Annotated in this window: 20 protein-coding genes; 15 read left to right on the top strand and 5 right to left on the bottom strand. The window is 53.8% G+C overall.

The annotated features are described in order from the left end of the window. Nucleotides 1-31: 31 nt before the first annotated feature. Nucleotides 32-952, bottom strand: a complete 921-nt coding sequence (locus GC101_RS29425; RefSeq protein WP_171720241.1) for an FMN-binding protein — start codon at nucleotides 950-952, stop codon at nucleotides 32-34. Nucleotides 953-1,435: 483 nt separating this feature from the next. Here GC101_RS29425 and GC101_RS29420 point away from each other — a divergent pair, with 483 nt between their 5' ends. From GC101_RS29420 to GC101_RS29385, 8 genes are all read left to right on the top strand, one after another. Beyond that, on the top strand, nucleotides 1,436-1,639 hold the full coding sequence (locus GC101_RS29420; protein WP_042133189.1) for a CsbD family protein: 204 nt from the start codon (nucleotides 1,436-1,438) through the stop codon (nucleotides 1,637-1,639). A 61-nt stretch (nucleotides 1,640-1,700) separates the two neighbouring features. Beyond that, complete coding sequence (locus tag GC101_RS29415; protein ID WP_171720240.1) at nucleotides 1,701-1,967, top strand: hypothetical protein; 267 nt, start codon at nucleotides 1,701-1,703, stop codon at nucleotides 1,965-1,967. 159 nt (nucleotides 1,968-2,126) lie between these two features. Beyond that, nucleotides 2,127-3,524 carry an ATP-binding protein gene (locus tag GC101_RS29410; protein ID WP_171720239.1) on the top strand — a complete coding sequence of 466 codons (1,398 nt, stop codon included), beginning with the start codon at nucleotides 2,127-2,129 and terminating at the stop codon, nucleotides 3,522-3,524. A gap of 117 nt (nucleotides 3,525-3,641) precedes the next feature. Further along, on the top strand, nucleotides 3,642-4,916 hold the full coding sequence (locus tag GC101_RS29405; protein ID WP_042133195.1) for an MFS transporter: 1,275 nt from the start codon (nucleotides 3,642-3,644) through the stop codon (nucleotides 4,914-4,916). A gap of 30 nt (nucleotides 4,917-4,946) precedes the next feature. Continuing rightward, the gene (locus GC101_RS29400) at nucleotides 4,947-5,609 is read left to right on the top strand and encodes an NAD(P)H-binding protein (protein ID WP_171720238.1); all 663 of its coding nucleotides are present in this window, start codon (nucleotides 4,947-4,949) and stop codon (nucleotides 5,607-5,609) included. Between the two features lie 108 nt (nucleotides 5,610-5,717). Further along, a complete protein-coding gene (locus GC101_RS29395) occupies nucleotides 5,718-6,098 on the top strand; it encodes a RidA family protein (protein ID WP_171720237.1) in 381 nt (126 codons plus the stop codon). Nucleotides 6,099-6,259: 161 nt separating this feature from the next. Then, on the top strand, nucleotides 6,260-6,835 hold the full coding sequence (locus tag GC101_RS29390) for a TetR/AcrR family transcriptional regulator (RefSeq protein WP_171720236.1): 576 nt from the start codon (nucleotides 6,260-6,262) through the stop codon (nucleotides 6,833-6,835). Between the two features lie 194 nt (nucleotides 6,836-7,029). Next, complete coding sequence (locus GC101_RS29385) at nucleotides 7,030-7,839, top strand: alpha/beta hydrolase (protein WP_171720235.1); 810 nt, start codon at nucleotides 7,030-7,032, stop codon at nucleotides 7,837-7,839. 90 nt (nucleotides 7,840-7,929) lie between these two features. On the opposite strand, the gene GC101_RS29380 is transcribed toward GC101_RS29385, so the two are convergent. Then, complete coding sequence (locus GC101_RS29380) at nucleotides 7,930-8,694, bottom strand: tryptophan-rich sensory protein (RefSeq protein WP_171720234.1); 765 nt, start codon at nucleotides 8,692-8,694, stop codon at nucleotides 7,930-7,932. Between the two features lie 226 nt (nucleotides 8,695-8,920). Here GC101_RS29380 and GC101_RS29375 point away from each other — a divergent pair, with 226 nt between their 5' ends. From GC101_RS29375 to GC101_RS29365, 3 genes are all read left to right on the top strand, one after another. Further along, nucleotides 8,921-11,365 carry a glycoside hydrolase family 31 protein gene (locus tag GC101_RS29375; RefSeq protein ID WP_171720233.1) on the top strand — a complete coding sequence of 815 codons (2,445 nt, stop codon included), beginning with the start codon at nucleotides 8,921-8,923 and terminating at the stop codon, nucleotides 11,363-11,365. Between the two features lie 1,215 nt (nucleotides 11,366-12,580). After that, nucleotides 12,581-15,670: a DEAD/DEAH box helicase gene (locus GC101_RS29370; protein ID WP_171720232.1), complete on the top strand. Its 3,090-nt coding sequence runs from the start codon at nucleotides 12,581-12,583 to the stop codon at nucleotides 15,668-15,670. 34 nt (nucleotides 15,671-15,704) lie between these two features. Then, nucleotides 15,705-16,493, top strand: a complete 789-nt coding sequence (locus tag GC101_RS29365) for a hypothetical protein (RefSeq protein WP_171720231.1) — start codon at nucleotides 15,705-15,707, stop codon at nucleotides 16,491-16,493. Between the two features lie 75 nt (nucleotides 16,494-16,568). On the opposite strand, the gene GC101_RS29360 is transcribed toward GC101_RS29365, so the two are convergent. Together GC101_RS29360 and GC101_RS29355 are read right to left on the bottom strand one after the other, a co-directional pair. After that, nucleotides 16,569-17,240: a GTP pyrophosphokinase gene (locus tag GC101_RS29360; protein WP_171720409.1), complete on the bottom strand. Its 672-nt coding sequence runs from the start codon at nucleotides 17,238-17,240 to the stop codon at nucleotides 16,569-16,571. A 301-nt stretch (nucleotides 17,241-17,541) separates the two neighbouring features. Beyond that, the gene (locus GC101_RS29355) at nucleotides 17,542-17,916 is read right to left on the bottom strand and encodes a hypothetical protein (protein WP_171720230.1); all 375 of its coding nucleotides are present in this window, start codon (nucleotides 17,914-17,916) and stop codon (nucleotides 17,542-17,544) included. Between the two features lie 190 nt (nucleotides 17,917-18,106). Here GC101_RS29355 and GC101_RS29350 point away from each other — a divergent pair, with 190 nt between their 5' ends. The 4 genes from GC101_RS29350 to GC101_RS29335 are packed head-to-tail and all read left to right on the top strand — an operon-like array spanning nucleotide 18,107 to nucleotide 20,728. Then, on the top strand, nucleotides 18,107-18,907 hold the full coding sequence (locus GC101_RS29350) for a zinc ribbon domain-containing protein (protein WP_171720229.1): 801 nt from the start codon (nucleotides 18,107-18,109) through the stop codon (nucleotides 18,905-18,907). A gap of 36 nt (nucleotides 18,908-18,943) precedes the next feature. After that, complete coding sequence (locus tag GC101_RS29345; protein WP_039309760.1) at nucleotides 18,944-19,762, top strand: TrmB family transcriptional regulator; 819 nt, start codon at nucleotides 18,944-18,946, stop codon at nucleotides 19,760-19,762. 42 nt (nucleotides 19,763-19,804) lie between these two features. Next, nucleotides 19,805-20,110, top strand: a complete 306-nt coding sequence (locus GC101_RS29340) for a hypothetical protein (RefSeq protein WP_171720228.1) — start codon at nucleotides 19,805-19,807, stop codon at nucleotides 20,108-20,110. Between the two features lie 42 nt (nucleotides 20,111-20,152). Next, the gene (locus GC101_RS29335) at nucleotides 20,153-20,728 is read left to right on the top strand and encodes a xanthine phosphoribosyltransferase (protein ID WP_042133215.1); all 576 of its coding nucleotides are present in this window, start codon (nucleotides 20,153-20,155) and stop codon (nucleotides 20,726-20,728) included. A 1,150-nt stretch (nucleotides 20,729-21,878) separates the two neighbouring features. On the opposite strand, the gene GC101_RS29330 is transcribed toward GC101_RS29335, so the two are convergent. Continuing rightward, a complete protein-coding gene (locus GC101_RS29330) occupies nucleotides 21,879-22,826 on the bottom strand; it encodes a diacylglycerol/lipid kinase family protein (protein ID WP_171720227.1) in 948 nt (315 codons plus the stop codon). Nucleotides 22,827-22,851: the final 25 nt, after the last annotated feature.

Below are 22,851 nucleotides of genomic sequence, written 5' to 3'. Positions count from 1 at the left end.
GTCTGATTAGCTGCAAAAGGATAGCGAATAATTATTTCGCGCCTTCAAGTGCTTTTTGTGCCAGTGTGAAATATTCGCCAACGTGGATAGATACGCCGGAAATTGCATCTGTTTTGCCTTCAGCATCCAGGGTAGGAGCTGTGCCTTTATTTTCAAGGAAGTATTTCTCAGCAAGAGCGATTTCTTCGTGCCATTCAGCAGAAGCGCCGCCAGCTTTCATTCCATACTTACCGTCTACAGAATATTGTTTCTTATCATCGCCTGCAGCATTCACGCCGCTGAAATTAACAGCTACAACGTTACCGCCGGCAACGGATACAGCTACAGTGGATTTCCAGCCGGATTCAGCATCCATTTCGCCTTCAGCTTTGTAACCGCCGTCTTTGTAAGGACCCACTTGTACTGGACCAGCAGCAAGAGCAGCTTGAGCAGCGCCTACGAAGTCACTAACATGTACGGATACGCCGGATACAGCGTCAGTATGTCCTTCAGCATCGAAAGCGAGTGCTGCCGGATCTTGTTTTTCAATCAGGAAAGCTTCAGCTTTAGCTGCTTGTTCATGCCATTCGGATTGAGCACCGCCAATTTTAACCAAACCGTAGTTGCCGTCTTCAGATACTTTTTTCTTCAGATCGCCGGCTGTTTTGGTATTGAAAGCATTCCAGTCAGCTTTGGTGATTTTGCCGCCTTCTACAGTAAGCAGAACGAAAGTCTGCCAGCCAGTTTCTGCATCAACATCAACTGTTCCGTAGTAGGTGCCGTCTTGGTATTTGCCTGTTTCTGTTCCAGCGTTAGCTGCAGGAGCATTTGTTGCGTCAGCAGCAGGAGCAGTGGTCGCAGCAGCAGGTGCATTAGTTGCAGCAGCGTTGCCCGCATTGTTGTTGTTACCACAACCCGCGAGTAAAGTGCCAAGTACCAGGGCGCTCGACAAGATTACAGAAGCTTTTTTCATTTTGATATGACCTCCAAGAAAATAGTTTAAAATATATATATTAAAATGTAAAACATTTTAATAGTAATTGGAAGTGATAAAAATCACTTTATAAATGACATTTGTCACTTTGAAATCGGTCTAAGGTCCCTTTTTGTAGCAGGCATACGACATATATCGGCAGGTAATAAGAAAAAATTTAATTATCTCGTTTCTTGTTCGATGGCATTCTAGCACAAGCTGGGAAATACTCATGTGAAAATAATCACTTAAATGATAAATAAATTTACTTCTGAAGTATATCAAATTTTAAAATATATGAACAGCTTTTTAAAAGACTATTATGTGACAAACTATGACTTTATTTGCGGTTTGCGCTGCCGTTCCTTTATAGGGGCCTGTCCCGGGGGTTTGGATTCACACAAAGGGCCAACGGGTAATAATTCACTGAGAATTATTAGCTTGTGCCAAACAATAACCCACAGCTAAGGAGATGAGCTTGTAATGGACAACAATGTGCTAAAAGGTAAATGGTTGCAGATCAAAGGTGAAGCCAAGAAGCAATGGGGCCAACTGACGGATGATGACCTCGATGTAATAGACGGCGAAAAAGATAAACTGGTAGGTAAGCTGCAGGAGCGTTACGGCCATTCCAAGGATGATGCAGAGGCGGAATACCGTAACTGGGAGCAGTCGATCCGCAGCTAAACGAAGAATATGGCCAGGCCTCAGATCAGATCATCACAAATGCAGGGAGAGGCGGATGTCTATGAATAATTCCCCCGTCATTACAGGCCGGATTATTGAGATACATGCTAACCGGGTGCTGACACAACAAGGAGATACCATCAGCACCTACCACCCCCGGTACTATATACTGCCGGAAGCAGAGACGTGGACACCGGCCGAATTTGATCTGAATGAGGCACCTGTTATACAGCTTGGCGGCAATGGCGGAGCTTCCGTACCCAAAAGGCGCTGGAAGGCAATGATGCCCTGGTTCACGCCGCAGAAGAAGAGCGCAAATCGTATCTGATTTGCGCTCTTCTTCTGCGGACAGGTACAAGGGAGACTGCGTTTAAAAAGACCACCTCTTATACATATGCCATAGCACTGTGGCTTCATGATTTCATTCCTCTATGATAGTATAAATAATAATCGTTGTTATATCATTTTTGGCTGCAGGAGTGAGGCTATGGAATATGTAAAAATATTTTTTGTGAATACCGCTTTGCTGATTACCTTGTCTTATCTGGCAAACTTAATATACAAACATACGGTGACCTACGCTTCTGAACCTGTGAAAAAAGTAAGCTGGGTCCTGCTCGCGATCTTCGCCGGGTGGGTAAGTACAATTTTCGGATACAGGCTGGACGAGCATGTGATTTTTGACCTGCGGTTTGTGCCGCTTATTATTTCTACGCTGGCTTATCCCCAGCCTCTGGTCCTGATCATTATTGGGGTCGGCACCGGGCTTACGCGGTTGACCTTCGGGGTTACCGAAGCAGCTGTGGTAGGCGTGCTGAATTTATCTATCCTGGGCTTCGTCTGCGCCGGCCTGAGCCTCTGGATGCAGCGTTCTTCTGCCTCTGTGATCCAAAAGGGACTGATTGCTGTCCTGGTGGTAAATGTAGTGAATGCGTTGAATATTACGGTGTTTGGAGTCATCCCGGCGCAGGAATACATAACGGATATTCTGCCGGTCACATTCCCGGCAGGCTTTGCTCTCAGTGTGCTGTTTGCGCTGATTATCCGCGACTTCCAGCTGGATCTGATGCGCACCGGACAGATTGTTAGAGCCAATGAGCTTTTGTCAGAGCAGACGGAGGAGCTTCATAAGAATAAAATCGTGCTGGAGGAGAGGGCTAAACAGCTGATGCTTGCCTCGCAGTTCAAGTCGGAGTTCCTGGCCAATATGTCCCATGAGCTGAGAACACCGCTTAACAGTATCATTAACCTGTCCCAGCTAATTGAAGAAAGCGAAGATGAACTGAGCGTGGAAGAGCTGGCAGAATACGGCGGGATCATTCACCGCTCGGGTGAGGATCTTCTCTCGCTTATTAATGATATTCTGGACTTGTCCAAGGTAGAAGCCGGGAAGCTGGATATTATTAATGAAGACTTCAATGTCAGTGAGATCCCTGATCTGCTACTTCAGCAGTTCAGTGTGGTAGCCAAACAGAAACAGCTGGCCTTCGATATTTCACTGGATGCAGACATGCCGGGGGTTATCCATACGGATCCCCAGCGGGTGCAGCAAATTCTCCGCAATCTGCTCTCAAATGCCTTCAAATTCACTATGACAGGCGGTGTATCGGTGAATGTCCGCGTAGTGGAACGGCAAGAGGGGCTCTCCTCGCGGAAATGGGCCGCCTTTGAGGTGCAGGATACCGGGATAGGCATTCCGCCGGAGAAGCATGATCTGATCTTCGAGGCGTTTGAGCAGGCGGATACAAACATCGGCCGCAAGTACGGCGGAACAGGGCTGGGCTTGTCAATCAGCAATGATCTGGCCAGACTGCTTGGCGGGTTCATTACTTTGCACAGCCGCGAAGGACAGGGAAGCTTATTCTCCCTGTATTTGCCGCTTTAACCCCAGAGAATGGGCAGATTCCGGGCTCCAACTTTATTTGTGATTTCGGTGTATTGACAGGAGATTGATGCGGAGTAGAATGAAGCAAAAGCCGCATCAAAGGAGTGTTATCACCCCATGAACATCATGAGAAACCGGCCGCTGCGGAACCGCTCCAAGGAAGTCCGCAAGGCCTCGATACATCGTAAGAATCTGCAGATCGCTACCTTTGAGGGGATACCAGCCACAATATTTCAGGTGCTGCTGCAAGGGCAGTTCCTGACAGGCTTTCTGTTATATTTAGGGGCGAGCTCCAGCCAGATCGGATTCGTTCTGGCGCTTACCACCCTGGTGAATGTGGCACAGATTGGTGTAGCTTTCCTGATCCAGAAGCTGCCGAGCCGTAAATGGGCTATGGTTACTTTTATCGGCCTGCACAGACTGCTCTGGGGATCTACCGGTCTTGTGCCGTTCATTTTTCCGCAAGAGTATTGGGTTACCGCTTTCATAGTTATGTATACAATCGCTTTCATTGCCAATACGGCAGGCGGCGTGCTCTGGAGCTCCGTTATTAGTGACCTGGTTCCAGCGCGGGTCAGAGGCCGGTATTTCGGCATCCGTAATACATTGCTGAATGCGCTTGGAAGCCTGGTGATGTACGGAGGCGGCATTATTCTGGACCGTTATCCGGGCGGACACGGGTTCCTTATCCTGTATATTATCGTGTGGATTTTCTCGCTTTCCAATGTTATTGTGTTCTTCTTCTACCCTGATGTTCCGTTCGAGAAATCAGAAGAGACAGAATTTCTGCCAATGTTTAAGAAGCCGCTTCACGATAAGCTGTTTATGAAGTCCACGCTGTTCCTGGCCGCATGGCTGCTGCTGCAGAATTTGACCGTGCCGCTGTATTCCTATGTGATGCTGCAGCTGCTTCATATCAATTATGAGAAGCTGTCGCTGCTGAATGTATCGCAGACAATCTTCATGATGGGCAGCTTCTATGTATGGGGGAATCTGAACGCCAAGTACAGCAACAAACGGCTGCTGCTCTGGACGCTGCCGATTATCGCGGTCTCCTCGCTGATGTGGGGCCTGCTGTCCGTATTGCCGATGCTGCCGGTTCTGTTTGCCGCGCATATTGTATTTGGCATGGGCGTGGGGGGCTTCAACCAGCTGGCCTTCAACTTCATTATCGGGGATACGCCGAAGAAGGAACGGCCGATGTATATGGCTATGTATGCGGCACTTACGGGTCTGGCAGCCTTTTTCGGTCCGCTGCTGGGCGGCCGCATCTACGAATGGATTAAGAATTGGCCCGAATGGACGCAGGTGTACGGCATGCAGCTTGTGGTAGGGACGCTGATGATCACTTTGGCGCTGCTGCTGGGCCGGCGTATTTTGCGGGATGAATAGTGAAATGTTCTTAATAAAGGAGGCAGCCGGGTGACAAGAATTGCGTTAGTACTGGGAGCTACGGGTCTGGTGGGCAGTGCCCTGACAGAGGATTTACTGAATGGTGACTGGGATGAGGTCCGCGTGCTCGTCCGCCGGCCGCTGAAGCTGCAGCATGCGAAGCTTCGGCAGATCCAGATCGACTGGGATCAGCTTGGACAATATAAGGAGCAGTTCGCAGGAGTGTATGCGGTATTCTGCTGTCTGGGAACCACGATTAAGAAGGCGGGTTCACAGGAGCAATTTGAGAAGGTGGATCTCGAGTATCCGCTGGCCGCTGCGGCTATTGCCAAAGCGTCTGGTGTGAAGCAGTTCCTGGCGGTGTCTTCGATAGGTGCGAACGCGAAATCACGCAACTTCTATACCCGTACCAAGGGCCGGGTAGAGGACGGGCTGATTGCGGCCGGATTCCACGGTCTGCATCTGTTTCGGCCATCCCAGCTGCTCGGCGACCGGGAGGAATTCAGGCTGGGGGAACGTGTGGCTTCCGTGATCATGAAGGGGCTGGATTTCGCTATGGTCGGCAAAGCTGCGAAGTACCGGGCCATCCCCGCTGCCAAGGTGGCGCGGGCGATGAGGAATATTGCCCTTGCCGATACAGGCGGTGTGCATATTTATACCAATGAAGTAATTCATGTGATCGGCAAGCACTAGAACTTCAGAGGGTTTGCAATAAGCAGACCTGAGGACTTACAATGAGACATAAAATGATGTGTACATAACGGCCCGCAGGCCGCGTACAGCAAGCAGGAGGAGCGAGTCATGAGTAAAAAGCAGGTAGCAACAAGCAAAGCCCCGGGGGCCATCGGACCGTACAGCCAGGCAATTATTGCCGGCAACTGGGTATACACCTCCGGCCAGCTTGGTATGGACCCGGAAACGGCCGCACTGGCGGACAATGTGCAGGAGCAGGCACGCCAGTCACTTAGCAATGTGAAGGCCATTCTTGAAGAGGCCGGCGCATCTATGGACCATGTAGTCAAAACAACGGTATATCTGAAGGATATGAATGATTTCGCAGCCGTTAATGAAGTATACGCCACTTTCTTTACTGAGCCTTATCCGGCCCGCAGCGCAGTCGAAGTTGCGCGCCTGCCGAAGGATGCACTTGTTGAGATCGAAGCGGTAGCACGCAAGAAATAAGCTTTACTGAAGATAGAACCCGAAATGCTTGGCCGAATCCCATGTACCTCTTTGCAGGTGCGTGGGATTTTTGCTGCGGAATGGTGTGGAATAGAAAAAATTATTGATATTGTTGACATTCTACCTACTAGTAGGTATACTGAAATCAAGAGGTGAAGGAAATGAGCAGAGCCGATGAAATCATGGATGTGGCCAACCATTTTATTCTTGAGAGGGGGTACAGTGCGTTCAGCTATGCGGATATTGCCGGGGAGATCGGGATTCAGAAGGCAAGCATCCACTACCACTTTCCTTCCAAGGCTAATCTGGTGCAAAGTGTAGTAGGCCGTTACCGGCAGCAGATTAAATCCAATCTGGCTTTGCTGGACGGGATGGAAGGTGATCCGCAGGAGAAGCTGACACAATATTTGAACTATTGGGAGGACTGCCTGGAGGCACAGGCAACAGATATTTGTCTCTGCGCACTGCTGGCGTCAGAGATTCCGATTCTTCCGGATGAGGTGCGTAGTGAGATCATGGCGCATTTTGAGGAGCTGACGGACTGGTTCACGAGGCTGCTTAAGGAGAGCAAGGTGCCGCTGCAATATACAACTGCTGATGTATCGGATGAAGAAATGGCTCATGGAATACTGGCAGGTATTCACGGCGGAATGCTTGCTGCACGGACATTTAATGATGTAGGGCAATTCCGGATGATCAAGAGCGGATTGCTGCATCAGATTCACCCGGCAAAGTAAGTCCAGTTAAAGATACCCGTCATATACTTGGAGCGGCAGGGTGACGGGTAAAGCAGAACGAGCTTCATTCAAAGATATAAGCCGTAAGGCATAACATATAGATGGGGAAATCAGATTAAGAAAAGTAAAGTGAGATTATATTTTTTCATCTACAACCTACCTACTAGTAGGTAAAAACAAAGGAGATGTTTATAATGACAAAACCAACCATTATTTTTATCCACGGTGCGTTTGTAACCCCTAAGAGCTTTGAAACACTGATGGGCTATTTCAGCAGCCAGGGGTTCCCGGTGCTTGCACCGGCCTGGCCTTATCACGAAACGAAGGCGGCTAAGCTGAAGAGTGATCCTTCCGGTCAATTGGGCGGAGTCGGCCTCGGTGAACTGGTTGAGCACTATGCCCGTATTATCCGCACCCTGCCCCGGAAGCCGGTTATTATCGGTCATTCCTTCGGCGGAGCCCTGACCCAGCTCCTGATGGACCGGAATCTGGGCCTGGCCGGAATTGCCATTGATTCTGCAGGCACCAAAGGGATCGTCGCGGCGGCTTATCCGACAACTACCCGGACCATTGCCCGCATCTTCCTGACCCCCTGGAAGAAAACCTTCCTCATGAACCCGAAGGAATTCAAATACGGCTTCGTTCATAATATGCCTAAAGCTGAACAGGAGCAGGCATACCGGGAGCATGTGGTGCCGGAGACCTCACGGATCTTCTTCCAGGCCGCCGCCGCACCATTCTCTGCCAAGACGCCGGCAGCGGTCAATTACAACAACGGCGACCGCGGGCCGCTGCTCATGATTGCAGGAGAGGTGGACCGGATCATTCCTGCGAAGATGGTGCGCAAAAACTTCGGCTTCTACAATCAGAACTCGGGAGCGGTGACCGAATACAAGGAGTTTGCCGGCCGCAGCCATTGGATCATTGCCGAGCCGGGCTGGGAAGAGGTGGCAGAGTATATGGAGAGCTGGCTGGAACGCCAGCTGCCGTCAGATTTGAGCTGACAAGCAAATCCTCCGGTAAGCCGGTAATGATAAAGGCTGTCCCGTCCCTTTGCAGGAGCGGGGCAGCCTTATGTCTTTTCACCGATATCGTTAATATCTGCTGCGGGTACGCGGCGGGGTGAGCAGCAGCCAGATGCTGTAGAGCAGCAGAAGTCCTGCGGCAATCAGCCCGGTGAAGAAAATATTATCTGTATCCTTCTGTTCGATAGCAATGGCAATGAAGGCCCAGACGAAGACGAGCGGATAAAGGCTGTCCCGGTGAGGGAAGCTTACAATAACAGCCAGCACTGCACCAACACAGAGCATAATTACAGCCCAGAGTGAATCGCTTAGCCCGAAGCCGTCCCAGTTGTTCTTCTCCAGCACGATGCTGACATTAACGATGGTAGCTACAGAGATCCAGCCGAGATATATGCTAAAGGGCAGTCTAACCAGCCATTTCTCGCCGGAGGTAGGGTCCGGGATGCTGCGGGTACGGCGGTAGATTACGATCAGTGAAACCAGCATAAGCACCATGACAACCAGCGACAGCTCGATGTACAAATAATGCCAGAGGAACAGCCAGCCCATATTAAATATACAGCTGAGCATGAACCATATGCCTATACGCTGCACGGAATCTCTGCCTCCGGTATCACTGCGGAACTGATAAATAATGAACCCGGCAAGCAGCAGGTAGATCAGAGACCAGATGGAGAATGCGTAGCCGGCCGGTGTAAGGTAAGTATGATATCTGTCTGAAATTTCTCCAGTACTGTTCCCGCCAAGCGGCAGCGTTACCGACAGCGTATTGACGGCAAGCACGCCGAGGTACAGCAGCAGATTCCACCACTTATAAGGGTTGCTTCTTCTCATGTTCTTGTCACTCCCTAAGTTAGGTTATTAGTACGTGCCTATCCTTGGCCTACATAGAATATACCCGCTTTAACAGCAATTAAGACTATCTCCGGCAAAAAAATGACCAACAAGTCATGAAATTAACGGATAGCATTCCGTAAGCTCGGGGTAATATGTAGAGAAGAAGAGCTAATACGGGAACGATTAAGATCAAGCAGGCAATAGCCGAAGGGGGACAAAAGGCATGGAGAGCAGCGAGGCGATACGCCCCGAGAAGATGGGACCACTCGTAATGAAGGAGACCTGGAACACTCCGGGAAGCGTGGTTTCCTGGGAACGGTCGGAGAATGTCTATATCTGCCGCGGGGAATGCGCCGGGGTTGTCTTTATCTTTTTGAGCGATGATATGTTCCGGATGAAAGTCTTCCATGGTGAGGTTCCTGACCTGACCACATCGGAGGCGGTGATGAATGAGAGCTGTATCCCGCATCTGTTTCCTGTGGATGAGACAGAGGAGCAGCTTATCTTCACGACGAGCGCCATCCGGCTGATTATCGAGAAATCATCGTTTCTTCTCCGCGTGGAGAATACCTCGGGCAAGGTGATTATGCAGCAGAATCTGACCAGCTGGAACCCGCGCGGCGCAAGTCATGCGGAGTATGATATGCAGCCGGATTCGCATTTTTACGGACTGGGTGAGAAGTCGAGCTTCCTCGATAAACGCGGGGAGCGTTATACGAACTGGAATACCGATGTTTTTGCCCCGCATTTGCCGGAGATTGAAGCACTCTACGAATCTATTCCGCTGCTCATTCACATGCACGGCGATCTCTCCTACGGATTATTTCTGGACAATACGGGCCGGAGCGATTTCGACATGCGCTCGCATGGCGTTGCTTTTACCATTGGCTGCTCTACGGGAGAATACGACATTTATTTCATTAACGGGCCTGAGATGAAGGATGTGGTCAAAAGATACACCTCGCTCACCGGCCGGATTGCGCTTCCTCCCAAATGGGCGATCGGCTACCACCAGTCGCGCTACAGTTATATGAACCAGCAGGAGGTGCTGCAGCTGGCCCGTACCTTCCGTGAGAAGGATATTCCGTGCGACGTCATTTATCTGGATATTCATTATATGGATGAGTACCGCGTATTCACCTTTGACCCCGTCAACTTCCCTGATCCGCAGAAAATGATCTCGGAGCTCGGGGAGCTGGGTGTGCGGATCGTGCCCATTGTGGACCCAGGTGTCAAAAAAGACCCCAAATACGAGGTGTATAAGCAAGGTGTGCTGGAGAAGCATTTCTGCCGCCGCCTGGAGGGCGATATCTTCTTCGGCGAGGTCTGGCCGGGGATCAGCGCATTTCCCGATTTCAGCGACAGCCGGACTGCCGAGTGGTGGGGTGACCTGCACAAGTATTACACGGACCTGGGCATCCAGGGGATCTGGAATGATATGAACGAGCCGGCGGTCTTCAATGAGACCAAGACGATGGATCTAGATGTGATGCATTTCAACAACGGCCGTCCGGTTACCCATGAGGAATACCACAATCTGTACGGGATGATGATGTCCAAAGCCACGTATGAGGGACTTGCCGAGCATATGGGGGGCGAGCGGCCTTTTGTGCTGACTAGGGCCGGTTATGCGGGCATTCAGCGGTATGCAGCCGTATGGACCGGGGATAACCGCAGCTTCTGGGAGCATATGGCGATGGCGATGCCGATGGTGCTCAATATGGGACTGTCGGGACTGGCGTTCTCCGGGCCGGATATCGGCGGGTTCGCCCATCATACGTCTGCACAGCTGCTGGTGCGCTGGACGCAAATGGGCGTGTTTTTCCCATACTGCCGCAATCATTCCTCCATCGGAACGCTGCGTCAGGAGCCCTGGTCCTTCGGGGAAGAAGTGGAGGGGATTCTGCGTGAATTCATCGGCCTGAGGTACCGCTGGATGCCGCATTTGTACAATCTGTTTCATGAGGCGGAAATGTGCGGGCTGCCTGTGATCCGTCCGCTTATCCTTGAATATCCGCGTGACCCGCATGTGACCAATCTGTGCGATCAGTTCCTGCTTGGCGAGAATGTGCTGATTGCTCCCGTCTACCGCCCGGATACAGATCACCGCTCGGTCTACCTGCCCGAAGGCTGCTGGATTGACTATTGGGATGGGGAGATTCACGAAGGCGGCCGTCATATTCTTGCTGCTGCACCGCTGCATATTATGCCGATGTATGTGAAGGCGGGCAGCTTCACGGCCGAAGGTCCGCTGAAGCAGTATGCGCTGGAGGACACGGAAGAGACGGTCATCTTCCATCTGTACGGAGCAGAAGCTGCCAAAGGATTCTCGGCGGCCTTCAAGCTGTATGAGGACGACGGGCACAGCTTCGGTTACCGAAAAGGGCAATATACGGAGCTTGCTGTGCAGGCTACGGGGACTGAAGGCGGTTTGGTGCTGCAATGGGTATATGGCGTACATGATTATAAGCCGCGCCGGGAGATGCTGCGGTTTGCGCTCTGTTATCCATTCTTCACCGTGGCGGCGGTGGACGGCCTTGAGGAGATCACCCTTGAACAGCTGAATGAAGGCAAAGAGGGCTGGGTTTATAACGGCAAGAAGGGTGCGATTATTGTACAGGTAGCGGATGCTGCAGACGGGGAGTTGCGGATTCAGGCGAACAAGTAATCCTTTTAGTCTATAAAGAGCCGGCTTCGCCTCGCATAGAGGGGAGGACGGTTCTTTGTGCTGCCTGGATAAATCAGTTTTGCCGGGCACAGGTGATGCATAGGACAGGAGTTAGTTGGATTTTCTCCACCTGCTGGCAGATGAAGGGCTCCCTGATAAACAACAGTTGGAAAAAGAGCACTTAAATTTCTGCATATGGGCCAAGCCAGTAGTAATGGGCGCAATTAAGTAGCGTTTATCCACTTATTTGATGAAAATCACTTAAAATAGCCGAATTAAGTTACATTATTCCACTTAATATTCTATTGATGTCCTTTGTAAGGACTGAAAATGAGTTTGCACAATCCTGCACAAAATACAACATTCCTATCATGAAATCTACCGGAATCGGAAATTGTTGTAAGGAATGCAGCATTTTCTCTCGTTCAAGCGGCGTGGGGAGATAATTCTTGCATTTCATACAACATTCCCTTCGGAAGCCTTCGTATTATGGGATCAAAGTTGTAATACATACAACATTTTGGATTTATTTGATCTGACCACCGCCGATCGAGCGGTTGCGTGTTTAAAATTAGTTTTAAATACTTAAATACGGCTATCAGAGTTTAATTGCGGCGTATGGGATGAGGGGAAATGAGGAAGGTGCTAGTGAGTTCCCTAAGTACTATTGAGTTCCCGCTATGTCATTAAGTTTCCTGAATTGCCTGCGAGTCCTGTACAGTGCAGTTGAGTCCCCGAAAGACATGCTAATTACACAATAATCCTAGTGGCGTTAGGCCCGACGCTTGCGGCTGCCGGTTTTGCTGTGCCGATGGTGTGGGATATCTGATAATTGGGTTAATGATTATCGTAGGAGGTACCAAGGGCTTAGTCCAATGGCGAGGCAAGTCAAATGACTTCAAGCTTCAAGCTTCAAGCAGCCCCGATTGGGTCTGAGGACCCCTCCGGAATGCTGACGGAACTGCGAATGGGGTGGATTTGCAAAAGAATCTGCAGATTTTCTGCAGAAAACGTGCAGAAAAGTTTTTAAATATAGACTTTTTCGTATAAGATGAAGGGATGAAGAAAAAAGTTGCAGTGATAACCACAATGGGATGGCTGTACAGTTACTGCTGCTAGTACAGCTTCATAATATATTTCTCGCAGAGAAGGAAACAGTCTTCCCGCTGGGACGGACTGGCTCTTTCTGTTTGCTTAAAAGAATGGAGATCATCAATGATTAAGCATCTGTATGCAATATGGTTAGGGGACGTATTATTTTGCTTCTCGGGTGAAACTTCTGAGCCGAAGGTGGACGCGTGGACACGTGTGATTAAACGGCTGGAATTTCGGAGCGGCTGGCGTCCTTTTGCGGGTGCTGCGCTGCGGCTGGCGGAAGTGAAGTATCCTGCCGCCGCCGCCGTGGAAGGGAAGACGGCGCGGCGCGGAATGCCGGGGCGCACCCTCGAAGGGCTGGCCCTGTCGCCCAAGGACGCTTTCGAGCTGCTCCTTGCCTGGGATGAGCAGGCAAGCCGCGCCCAGGGTATAGAGCCGGGCGGAGAACTGCGCTACTGGTCGGCTGCTGCCCGGTTTGCGCTGGAGCTGATGGGCAAGGGCGGGATTGTCCCCGGCGCTCAGCCGCCGCGCAAGGTGGGCTCACGCCGCCGCGGAGGCGAGCAGGCGGCAGCGGTATGCTGGTCGCCGGCTTTCCGGGAAGAGGCGGATAAGGAATTCTTCCTGCAGATGGCGGCTTCCATGCCGGTGCTTGCGCTCGGCACTCACGTTGCCGAGGAGGGGGATCTGTCCTCGCGTGAGGAAGCAGGCGGGTACGTGCTCTATTCGTTCCTGCAGGCTGTGATGACAGCGGAGATCAAGAATGTGGTCGCGGCCAACGAGAGTGCGCTGAGTCCCTTCAAAGCGAACTACCGCCGCGGCTACTCGCCGCTTACTGAACTGTGGTGGAACAGTCTGCTGACCGGCAGCCGGGATATCCCTGTTCAGGGGACTCCGGCTGAAGTGACCGAGCTTCTGGCTGCCGTGAGTGAGACGGCAGGCAACGAGGTGCCGCATTTCGAGACTGAGGAGGCACGCAGCGGACAGCTCAGCCTGGGCCTGCGGCTGGAGCCGCCTGCGGACGACAGTGAGCTGTGGCGGCTGACGTTCTGGGCGGAGAGCCGGGAGGAAGGTGAATTCTGGATTCCGGCCGAAGCGGTCTGGAGCAGCCGGGAACGGGAATTCACGCTGTGGGGCAAGCGCTACCGTAACATTCAGCAGCAGCTGCTTGCTGCGCTGGGGCGGGCAGCCAAGATCTCGCCGGACATTCAGCGAGCGCTGGCCGAACCGGCGCCGCGCGGGGTAGAGCTGCTTCCGGAGCGGCTGTATTTCTTCCTGAAGGAGAGTGTACAGCAGCTGCGTGAACGGGGAATTACGGTGCAGATGCCTTCACGCTGGAGCCGCGAGGGACGGCGGCGGATCGGGATGAGAATGAAGATGCAGCCGCCGCCGGGCGGAGTGGACGGCCCTGTACAAGCAGCGCTGGGCATGGAGGAGCTGATCTCCTTCCGCATCGAGGCCTCCCTGGGTGATTCGGAGATCAGCGAGGACGAACTGAATGCTCTGGTGGAAGCGGGAGTACCTTTTGTACGTTTCCGGGGCGAATGGATCGAAGTGGACCCGAAGGAGGTCCGTCAGGTCCTGAGATATATGAAGCGCAACGAGAGCGGAGAGATGACGGCAGCAGACTGGATGCGCCTGGAAGCCGAGGATGGCGAAGAACGGCTATGGAAGGGCATGTCGGTCACGGGCATGGAGACCTCCGGTTTGCTGGCCTCTCTTATGCATGGCGATGTGCTGCGCGGGCTGCCCATGCGTCCGGTGCCGGATGACCTGAACGGTACCCTGCGGCCTTATCAGGAACGGGGATATCAATGGCTTACTGCGCTTAGCGGTCTTGGCTTCGGGGTCTGTCTGGCCGATGATATGGGGCTTGGCAAAACCGTGCAGGTGATCACCTGCCTGCTGGACCGTGCCCTGAATGCGCCGCCGGGCGAGAAGCAGGAGCCAGTGCTTATTCTCTGCCCGACCTCACTGCTGGGGAACTGGCAGCGGGAACTGCAGCGGTTTGCACCTTCGCTTAGTGTGCATATCCATCATGGCGGCCGGCGGGTACGCGGAGAAGGCTTCACCGAGCTTGCCGCCAGCCATGAGATTGTACTGACTACGTATCATCTGGCAGGCCGGGACAGTGAGGATCTGGCCGGGGTGCGCTGGTCAACCGTTGTGCTGGATGAGGCGCAGTATATTAAGAACCACCGCACCAAACAGGCGCAGAGTGTCATGAAGCTGAACGCGCCGCACCGGATTGCGATGACCGGTACCCCGGTAGAGAACCGGCTCGGCGAGCTGTGGTCGATCTTTCATTTCTTGAATCCGGGGTATCTCGGAACCTATCATTCCTTCCGCCAGCGGTATGTATCCGGCGAAGGCGGGGAACGGCTGCGTGAGCTTCACCGCCTCGTATCGCCATTCCTGCTGCGGCGCCTGAAGAGTGATCCCGATATTTCGAAGGATCTTCCCGAGAAGATTGAGCTCAAGTCGTATTGTCCGCTAACAGAAACGCAGGCAGCCCTGTATCAGGGCGTTGTGGATGAGATGCTCGGCGTAATCGGTGAGCGGTCGGGCATGGCCCGGCGGGGGCTGGTGCTGTCCTCGCTGACCAAGCTGAAGCAGATCTGTGATCATCCGCAGCTGTTCCGCAAGGATGACGGCCGGAGCCTGCGCAGTGAGCCTTCCGGCAAAATGGATGTGATGTTCGAGGTGCTGGACAGCATCTCCGAGCTTGGAGAGTCCGCACTGATCTTCACGCAGTATGTGGCGATGGGTGAGCTGCTCGTCAGCCGGCTGGCCAGAAGGTACGGACAGACACCGCTCTTCCTGCATGGCGGTATTCCGAAGCGTGAGCGCGACGAGATGGTGCATGCTTTTCAGGAGGGGGAAGGTCCTGCATTCTTCGTCCTGTCCCTCAAAGCCGGGGGCGTAGGCCTCAATCTGACCAGGGCCAATCATGTGCTGCATTATGACCGCTGGTGGAACCCGGCAGTGGAGAACCAGGCTACGGACCGGGCATTCCGGATCGGGCAGCACAAGAATGTTCAGGTGCATAAGCTGATCTGCCAGGGAACGCTGGAGGAACGGATCGATGAACTGATTGAGCGTAAAAAAAGTCTGTCCGAGCAGGTAGTTGGCTCCGGCGAGAATTGGTTGACCGAAATGTCCAACCATGAGCTGAAGGAGCTGATCGAGCTGCAAGGACAGGACTGGATGTAAATGATAGCTGTTTTGCAGAAAGAGGGGGACATCCATGAGTGAACTGCTGGAGTTGAAGCTGGAGGTGCTGCCGGGAAAGATCAAGGCCACCGGGAGCCTGGGAACCGCTGCTGCGGAAGGTGTAGGCAGACGGAACGGCAAATCCGGCGCAGTTGCAGAGGAACAAGCGCAGCGCGCGGTGTTCACTTTGCATATTCCGGAATGGACGGCCGCCCGGAAGAATGAGGTGCTGCTACAGCTCTCTGCGCATCCGGGTGAATTGTATGAGCTGCTCCAGGGCAGCCTGGAAGGCGGACTTGCTGCCCTTGAGGTGCTGCCTGCTGATGCCGAGCTGGAACAGGCGGCCAATGAACAGGGCACAGGCTTGCTGCCCGCTGGGGAGCTGCGGCTTCGGGTGAAGCAGCAGCTGGCGAAGGAGCCGCTGCTGGCTTTTGCCCTGCGCGGCCTGTCCAAGGAGGAGCTGCTCTCCGGGGTGTTTGCTCTCTGGGCGGAGCAGGAGAATGAGCGGGTTATCGAAGAAGGGATGCCTGCACCTGTAACGCTTGCGTCCGAGCTGGCCCGGCTGGAACGTAAAGGTCCGGCGGTGTCCTCGGGAGAATGGCTGGCCGAAGCGGCCGCGGAGGGCTCACTCCATCAGCCGGGGCCGCTGTTTCATGAGATCTCTGCCCGGCCATTTCCGGCAATGCCTGATGTCATTGAACCGGAAGAGGACTGGAGCGCCCTGCTGCCGCAGACGCCCAAGGCCCGGGAAGGACTTGCCCTGCTGATGCGCCGGGTATCAGAGGCCGCCGCCAAACGTGCGGCTGGCTTGAATAAATTGTAAGCGCACAACGCGAATAAAGGCAGTACTTTAACATCCTAGCCGTTAAAGTACTGCCTTTATTGTATACAAATATACTTATACTAAGGGATCATTACTGCTGCCTTCCGCTTCTGACAGTTCGAGGATCTCCCGGCGCAGGCGGAGCATCTTCTGATCCAGTTCATCAGCGGCACGCGCAGCCTCCTTTAATTCCTCAGCCACATGCGGCGGCAGCTGTTTGTCAAATTTATAGTAGAGAATATGCTCCATGCTGGCCCAGAAATCCATAGCGAGTGTACGGAGTTGAATTTCGGCTTTGACCCAGCGGGTTCCTTCCAGCAGCACAAGGGGGATGGCGACGATAAGATGCAGACTCTGATAGCCGTTAGGCTTCGGATGGGCGATGTAATCCTTAATTTCCAGTACACGGATATCCTCGCGCGCGCACAGGTGATCCACCAGCCGGTAAATATCCTTCACAAAAGCACAGACGATCCGCATACCTGCAATATCGTGAATGTGCTGCTCCATATTTTCCAGCGTGAAATCATGGCCTTTGCGTTCCATCTTCTGTACAATGCTCTTTGGTTCCTTAATGCGTGACTTCACATGCTCAATGGGACTGAAGCCGTCGCGCACCTGCCACTCTGTACGGATGACATCAATTTTATTCTCAAGCTCATTCAGAGCATGTCGGTAAAGCGCCGGCAAAGCTTTGAAATTCTCAACCTGCTTGGCAAAATCTTCGTGTACCTGCCACTTCTGCATATCCTTCACATGGACCTGCAACTTGTGTAGTGTAACCTGTGTATCGTATTCTTCCACTGAAACTCTCCCGGTATTCGTTATTTGTGACTGTAGACCATGAACGGATGACTACGGCGTTCACATAAAATGCGCTGCAGTTTATGTGATTCTATTTTAACCGAAGTACAGCCCCGGAAGCAAAACAAAGCCGGATGAAGCAGAAGAGAAACATTCTTCCCGGAGCCGCGTATTAGCTCACAATAGGCCTATCTGTCAGTCGGGACGGGGCTTTCCGTTCCAGATTAGGGCGGCAGAGCCGTTTTTACTTGTTAGTCGGAGAACCGCCGCCGTACCCTTCATCCTGGTAGCCGGTATTTCCGAGCCTCTGCAGAACATTCATTTCATCAATGAGCCCGCGCGTTTCGTCTGTGCCGTGGTCATGCAAATACTGGAAGAGATGAATGGTGGCATCGTCAAACTGCTCCGCAGCATCATCATGATCGGCTGATTTATAGGGGACAAAAGCACGCCGGAAGGCATAGTCGTCCTCACCGGCCAGACCTTTCAGAAGATCCTGGAGCACGGTAAGCTCTTCATCCGAGAGCAGAACCTCAAATTCGTTCGAGTCGTTACGCACATCCTGGATCAGGCCATGATTCACGGATACGAAATATCGTTTATGGTTATCGTCAGGCAATGTTATCCCTCCATTATTCGATAATGTTCGTCATGTAGTATTTAACACCTGACGACAAATAATGAATCTGTCAGGGACTTTTGGTATGATAGAGTCACGTTTCCACTGCTGTACGGAGCGATAAGGATGTATGGGGTTATTTTGCGGCTGCGAATCAGCCTATTCTCACTCTGGAGAAGGAGGAACTACAATGAATTTTCTGCAACGCATTAAAGACGGTGCCAGCCGGGTGAGTGAAAAAGCGCAAAGCTCGGTGGAAGTAGGCAAGCTGAACGGGCAAATTTCTGATATCGAACATGAGATGCAACTTGAATTTTTGAAAATGGGAAAGCTTTTCTACGAAGGATATCGTTCCAGAGATATGTCGGTGGCAGAGGGGCAGATGATCGAGCTGGCGCGCGGCTGTAACAAGCTTCAGGAGCAGATTGAGGGCGTGCGCTCAAGAATTGCCGAACTGAAAAATGAACGGCTCTGCGCCTGCGGCCAGATCGTAGCACTGGATGCCAACTTCTGTCCGCACTGCGGACGCAAGCTTGAGGAGCTGCCACTGCGCAAGGAACCGGTGCTGAGCAAGGAACCGGCGCCAACCGTTACGGTACATACCGTACATGAGCACGAAGATGAGGAAGATCAATACTACGGTGAGGAAGAATTGACAGAAGCGGAGCGGGAACTCGCTAAGAGACCTGAACAGCCTGTCCAGTACGCCGACGTCTTGCCGGTAATTGAAGTTGAACCGGAGCCTGAAGAGTATGAACGGGTTCTTCCGGATACAGAACGGGGCCGCCGTGAGGCCGATGAACTGGAGCGTGAACGTGAGCGCCAGCTGGAGCTGGACCGCCGGATCCGCGACTGGAAAGCCAGTGAGCCTGCAGAAGAGACTGCCGTCAGCGAATCGGGTACACGGGATATTGTGAAATGCCAGATTTGCCGCGCCGATCTGCCGAAAGGCTCAATGTGGTGCCCGCGCTGCGGGTCGGAGCAAATTTAGACAGGGTTAGACAGACAGCTTAGGGGGACAACATAGATGGAACAGTTGCTGCTGCATCTGCGCAATTTGGGTTTCACAGAGATGGAATCCAAAATTATGGTTGAGCTGGCCACCAAGGGCCAGGCTTCGGGCTACGAAGTGGCAAAGCAGCTAGGAGTATCAAGATCGAATGTATACGCGGCGCTTCAGCGCCTGACTCAACAAGGCTACGTACGCTGCGGGGAAGGGGAGCCGGCCCGCTACAGCGTGCTGGACCCTGAAGAGCTGGCGACGATGATATCCGGCCGGGTACAGGCGTCGCTGGCGTATATGGAAAGTGAAATGCCGCGCGGAGGCCCGGTCAGCCCTTCATTCTATAACGTGGAAGGTGACCGCAACGTAACGGGAGCGCTGATCCGCCAGCTGAATCTCGCGGCTCAGGAGATCGTGGTCGATGTATGGCGGGAGGAAGCCTCGCTGCTGCGCAGCGAGCTGGAGCAGGCAGAGCTGCGCGGAGTGAAGCTGCTGTGGGCTTTTGACGGCGGCAACGCGGCCTCTGCGCCATACCCGGTATGGCCGCCGCTGGACGGTAAGCCACAGCGCAGCGGGGGGCGGAAGTTTTCTTTTGTCATCGACCGTTCCTGGTGTATGCTCGGCATGCGTTATGAGGACGGAACCGCGCAGGCGGTGGTTACCGAGCACCCGGTGCTCGTGGAGCTGCTGCTGAATCATTTTACACAGGAAATGGTATTGTTCGAGCTTGAAGAAGATATGGGGCCTGAGCTGCAGAAGCGGTACGGGGAACGCTATGGCCGGATATACAGCAAATATGTACTGCATGACCAGGATGAAGCCGGGGAAGAACAGGCGGAGTAGCTCCTGGGATGCAGAGGGTACTAAGCTAGGGAGGTGACAAGCGTGGAGTGTATTGTTCATTTTGATGTGCAGCATTCGGAAGGCGTGAAGCCGTTACGCGGATTGCTGTTTTTGGACGAAGGGAAGACCCCGGGAGAGCAGGATCTGATCGGCATGTTTAAGGACATGAATTTTAATGTCCGGCTGGAGGACAGGGAGAAGTTAGTGTTCAAACCTGTGGGACCTGGAGAGAAGTATTCAGAGATTCGGATTACGAGCTTTGACAACGGCAAGAAGAACAGCAAGCAGGATAACGAGCTGAAGTCGATTGTCGGTAACCTGCTGCCCCAGAAACCTACGGGTCTGTAGCAGGCGAAGCAGGGTCCATTTGAGGATAGAGGAGGAGCACGGATGGAGTTATTGAGACAAAAGGTCATTAACGAAGGTATTGTTCTCGGCCCTGGTGTGCTCAAGGTTGATTCTTTTCTGAATCACCAGATGGACCCTTTCCTGATGCGTGAAGTAGGGCGCGAGTTTACCCGCCGTTTCGCCGGGGAAGGAATCACCAAGGTGCTGACCATCGAATCCTCGGGGATTGCCCCCGGCATTATGACGGCGCTGGAGCTTGAGGTCCCGATGATTTTTGCCCGCAAGCAGAAGTCGCTGACGCTGACGGAAGATATTTATGTGGAGAAGGTCTACTCCTTCACGAAGAAGGAAACCAATGAAATTACCGTCTCCCGAAAGTTCATCGCACCCGGTGAGCGCGTGCTGATCGTCGATGATTTCCTGGCGAATGGTGAAGCGGCCTTCGGGCTGGCCCGGATCGTTGAACAGGCGGGCGGCAGTGTTGCCGGGATTGGGATTGTGATCGAAAAAGCTTTCCAGCCCGGCAACCGTCTGCTGAAGGAAGCCGGCTACCGCGTGGAGTCGCTGGTGCGGATCGCTTCGCTGGATGACGGCGTTGTTGGCTTCGTGGAGGAATAGGAGAACTGCCGGTTGGACTTTTGCGGCAGAAGTGAATAACAGGCAGGCCCCCGGAGGTTATCCGTGGGCCTGCCTGTTTGTGTTTGAAGGCGGAGCGCAGATAGCGCAGATAGCGCGGCTGAAGCTGCAGGTGGGGGTGGGGTGCAGGCTGCAGCCCCGCGTAAAAGCAGGGCCGCTCACGGCTGACGCATCCAGCGTGCGGCCAGCCATACGCCGCCCGAGCTTCGGCCCGGCGCTGGTTTTGGCCTGCTGAGTAATGGGGGGCGGACTGAGTCGAATCTGCTGGACTGAAGCTGGAGGGATGAGCGAGCTAGTTTGTGAGTAGCATGGGCCTTGAGGGGCAGAAGAGTGAGTTGATGGGAGCATGGGGTGATGGAGTTGCGGCGGGCCGAAGAGTGAGTTGATCGGGGAAAGGGATGATGGTGTTACGGGGAGAATGGAGTGTGCATTGTAGAAGCTGGTGTGAGTAATGCAGGTGTTGTGCGAGAGCGGGAGGGTATGAGTGAGTTGGTTTGTGAGTAACTGGGGTTCGGGCGGGCTGAAGAGTGCGTTGGGAGCAAAGGATGATGGTATTACGGCAGGACGGAGAGTGAGTTGATGGGGGAAAGGGATGATGGTGTTACGGAGAGAATGGAGTGTGCATTGTAGAAGCTGGTGTGAGTAATGCAGGTGTTGTGCGAGAGCGGGAGGGTATAAGTGAGTTGGTTTGTGAGTAACTGGGGTCAGGCGGGTGATAAGTATGTGCAATGTACTACGCGGACTGAAATGCGCTTATTTGGGAAATTTGGCGTGTTTTTGCTGCCAAGCGGACTCCAGTGCGCTTATTTGTTCATTTGGGGCATCAGATCACTCAATTTGTGGGGCATAGCGGAATCTCAGTCCGCAGGTCAACTAAAAACCCCCTTGCCGGAGAGAATAAGGTCCTCTCAGTCCGCAAGGGGGTACACAGTGGCTAGATCGCCGAAACGTTGTTGGTGGAAGCAGCCTTAAGCGGTAAAGGGTGCGTTGGCTGCTGCGACTGTGGACGGTACCGGCTGCAAGCATTGAGACCACAGCCAGCCGCTTTTGCCGGCGCAGCCGTTAGCTCAACCGGCCGTGCCTCCCGCCGGCTACGCCCCGGCTCGCACAGCCGCAGCTGCACGCGCCCCGCCTAGCCGCTCGCGTGGCACGGCCCGGCCGCGCCCTGCGCGCCGGCCGCCGCCAGCGGCGAGAGCACGCGCAGCGCCCCCGGCTCGCAGCGCACGGCCAGCGGCGCGGTGCCGAGGCCCTCGCCGTCGCCGATGGCATGGCGCGGCTGCGCGAAGTGGACGGCTACGCTGCGTCCGCGCAGCATGGTGACGTAGGGCAGCGCAACATGCTTGCCCTTCACCACCGTCGGGAACAGCCGCAGCAACTGTCCGCGGCTGATCCCGTGGACGACGCAGACGTCGAGCAGGCCGTCGCCTGACTCCGCCTGCGGGCAGATCAGCAGCCCGCCGCCGTAGCTGGGCAGGTTGCAGACCGAGACCAGCCACGCCCGGTCGAAGGTCTGCTCCCTGCCGTCGCAGGTCACGCTGACCCGGCAGGACTTGAAGGTGATCAGCGTATGCAGAATGCCGATGATATAAGCCAGGCGGCCGGCACCGATGGCATTGCACAGCCGTTTGTAGCGGCTGTTGTTCACATTGACAGCTACCTGGGCATCGAAGCCGCTGGCTACGGCGGTCAGGGTGAGCCCGTCCGCGCCCGAGAGCAGATCAGCTTCGAGGCAGCGGTCCTGCAGCGCGTTATCCAGCGCTGCCTCCGGAGTGAGCGGGATGCCGAAGCCCCGCGCGGTGTCGTTGCCGGAGCCGGCGGGGATTACGCCGAGCGGCACCCCTCTGCGCCGCAGTGCGCCCAGCACGCTGTGGATCGTGCCGTCGCCGCCGATAACGATGGCGGCGCGCCAGTCCTCGCGGCGGGCAAGGGCGTGCAGCACCTGATTCTCCGCGCTGTCTGCGCTTTGCGTGAACAGTGCTTCATGCGGAATGGCGCGCGCCTTGAGCATGGCTTCAACGGTATGCCAAGTCCGCAGCCCCGCTCCGCCGCCCGAGCGGGAATTTATGATCAATAAATACATGGTTGTTCCCCCAGCCTGTAAAGAT

Source organism: Paenibacillus phytohabitans (assembly GCF_013141775.1).
Taxonomy (GTDB): Bacteria; Bacillota; Bacilli; order Paenibacillales; family Paenibacillaceae; genus Paenibacillus_AQ; species Paenibacillus_AQ phytohabitans.
Note: the sequence above shows the minus strand (reverse complement) of the source record. Positions and strands in the feature narration are given on the sequence as shown.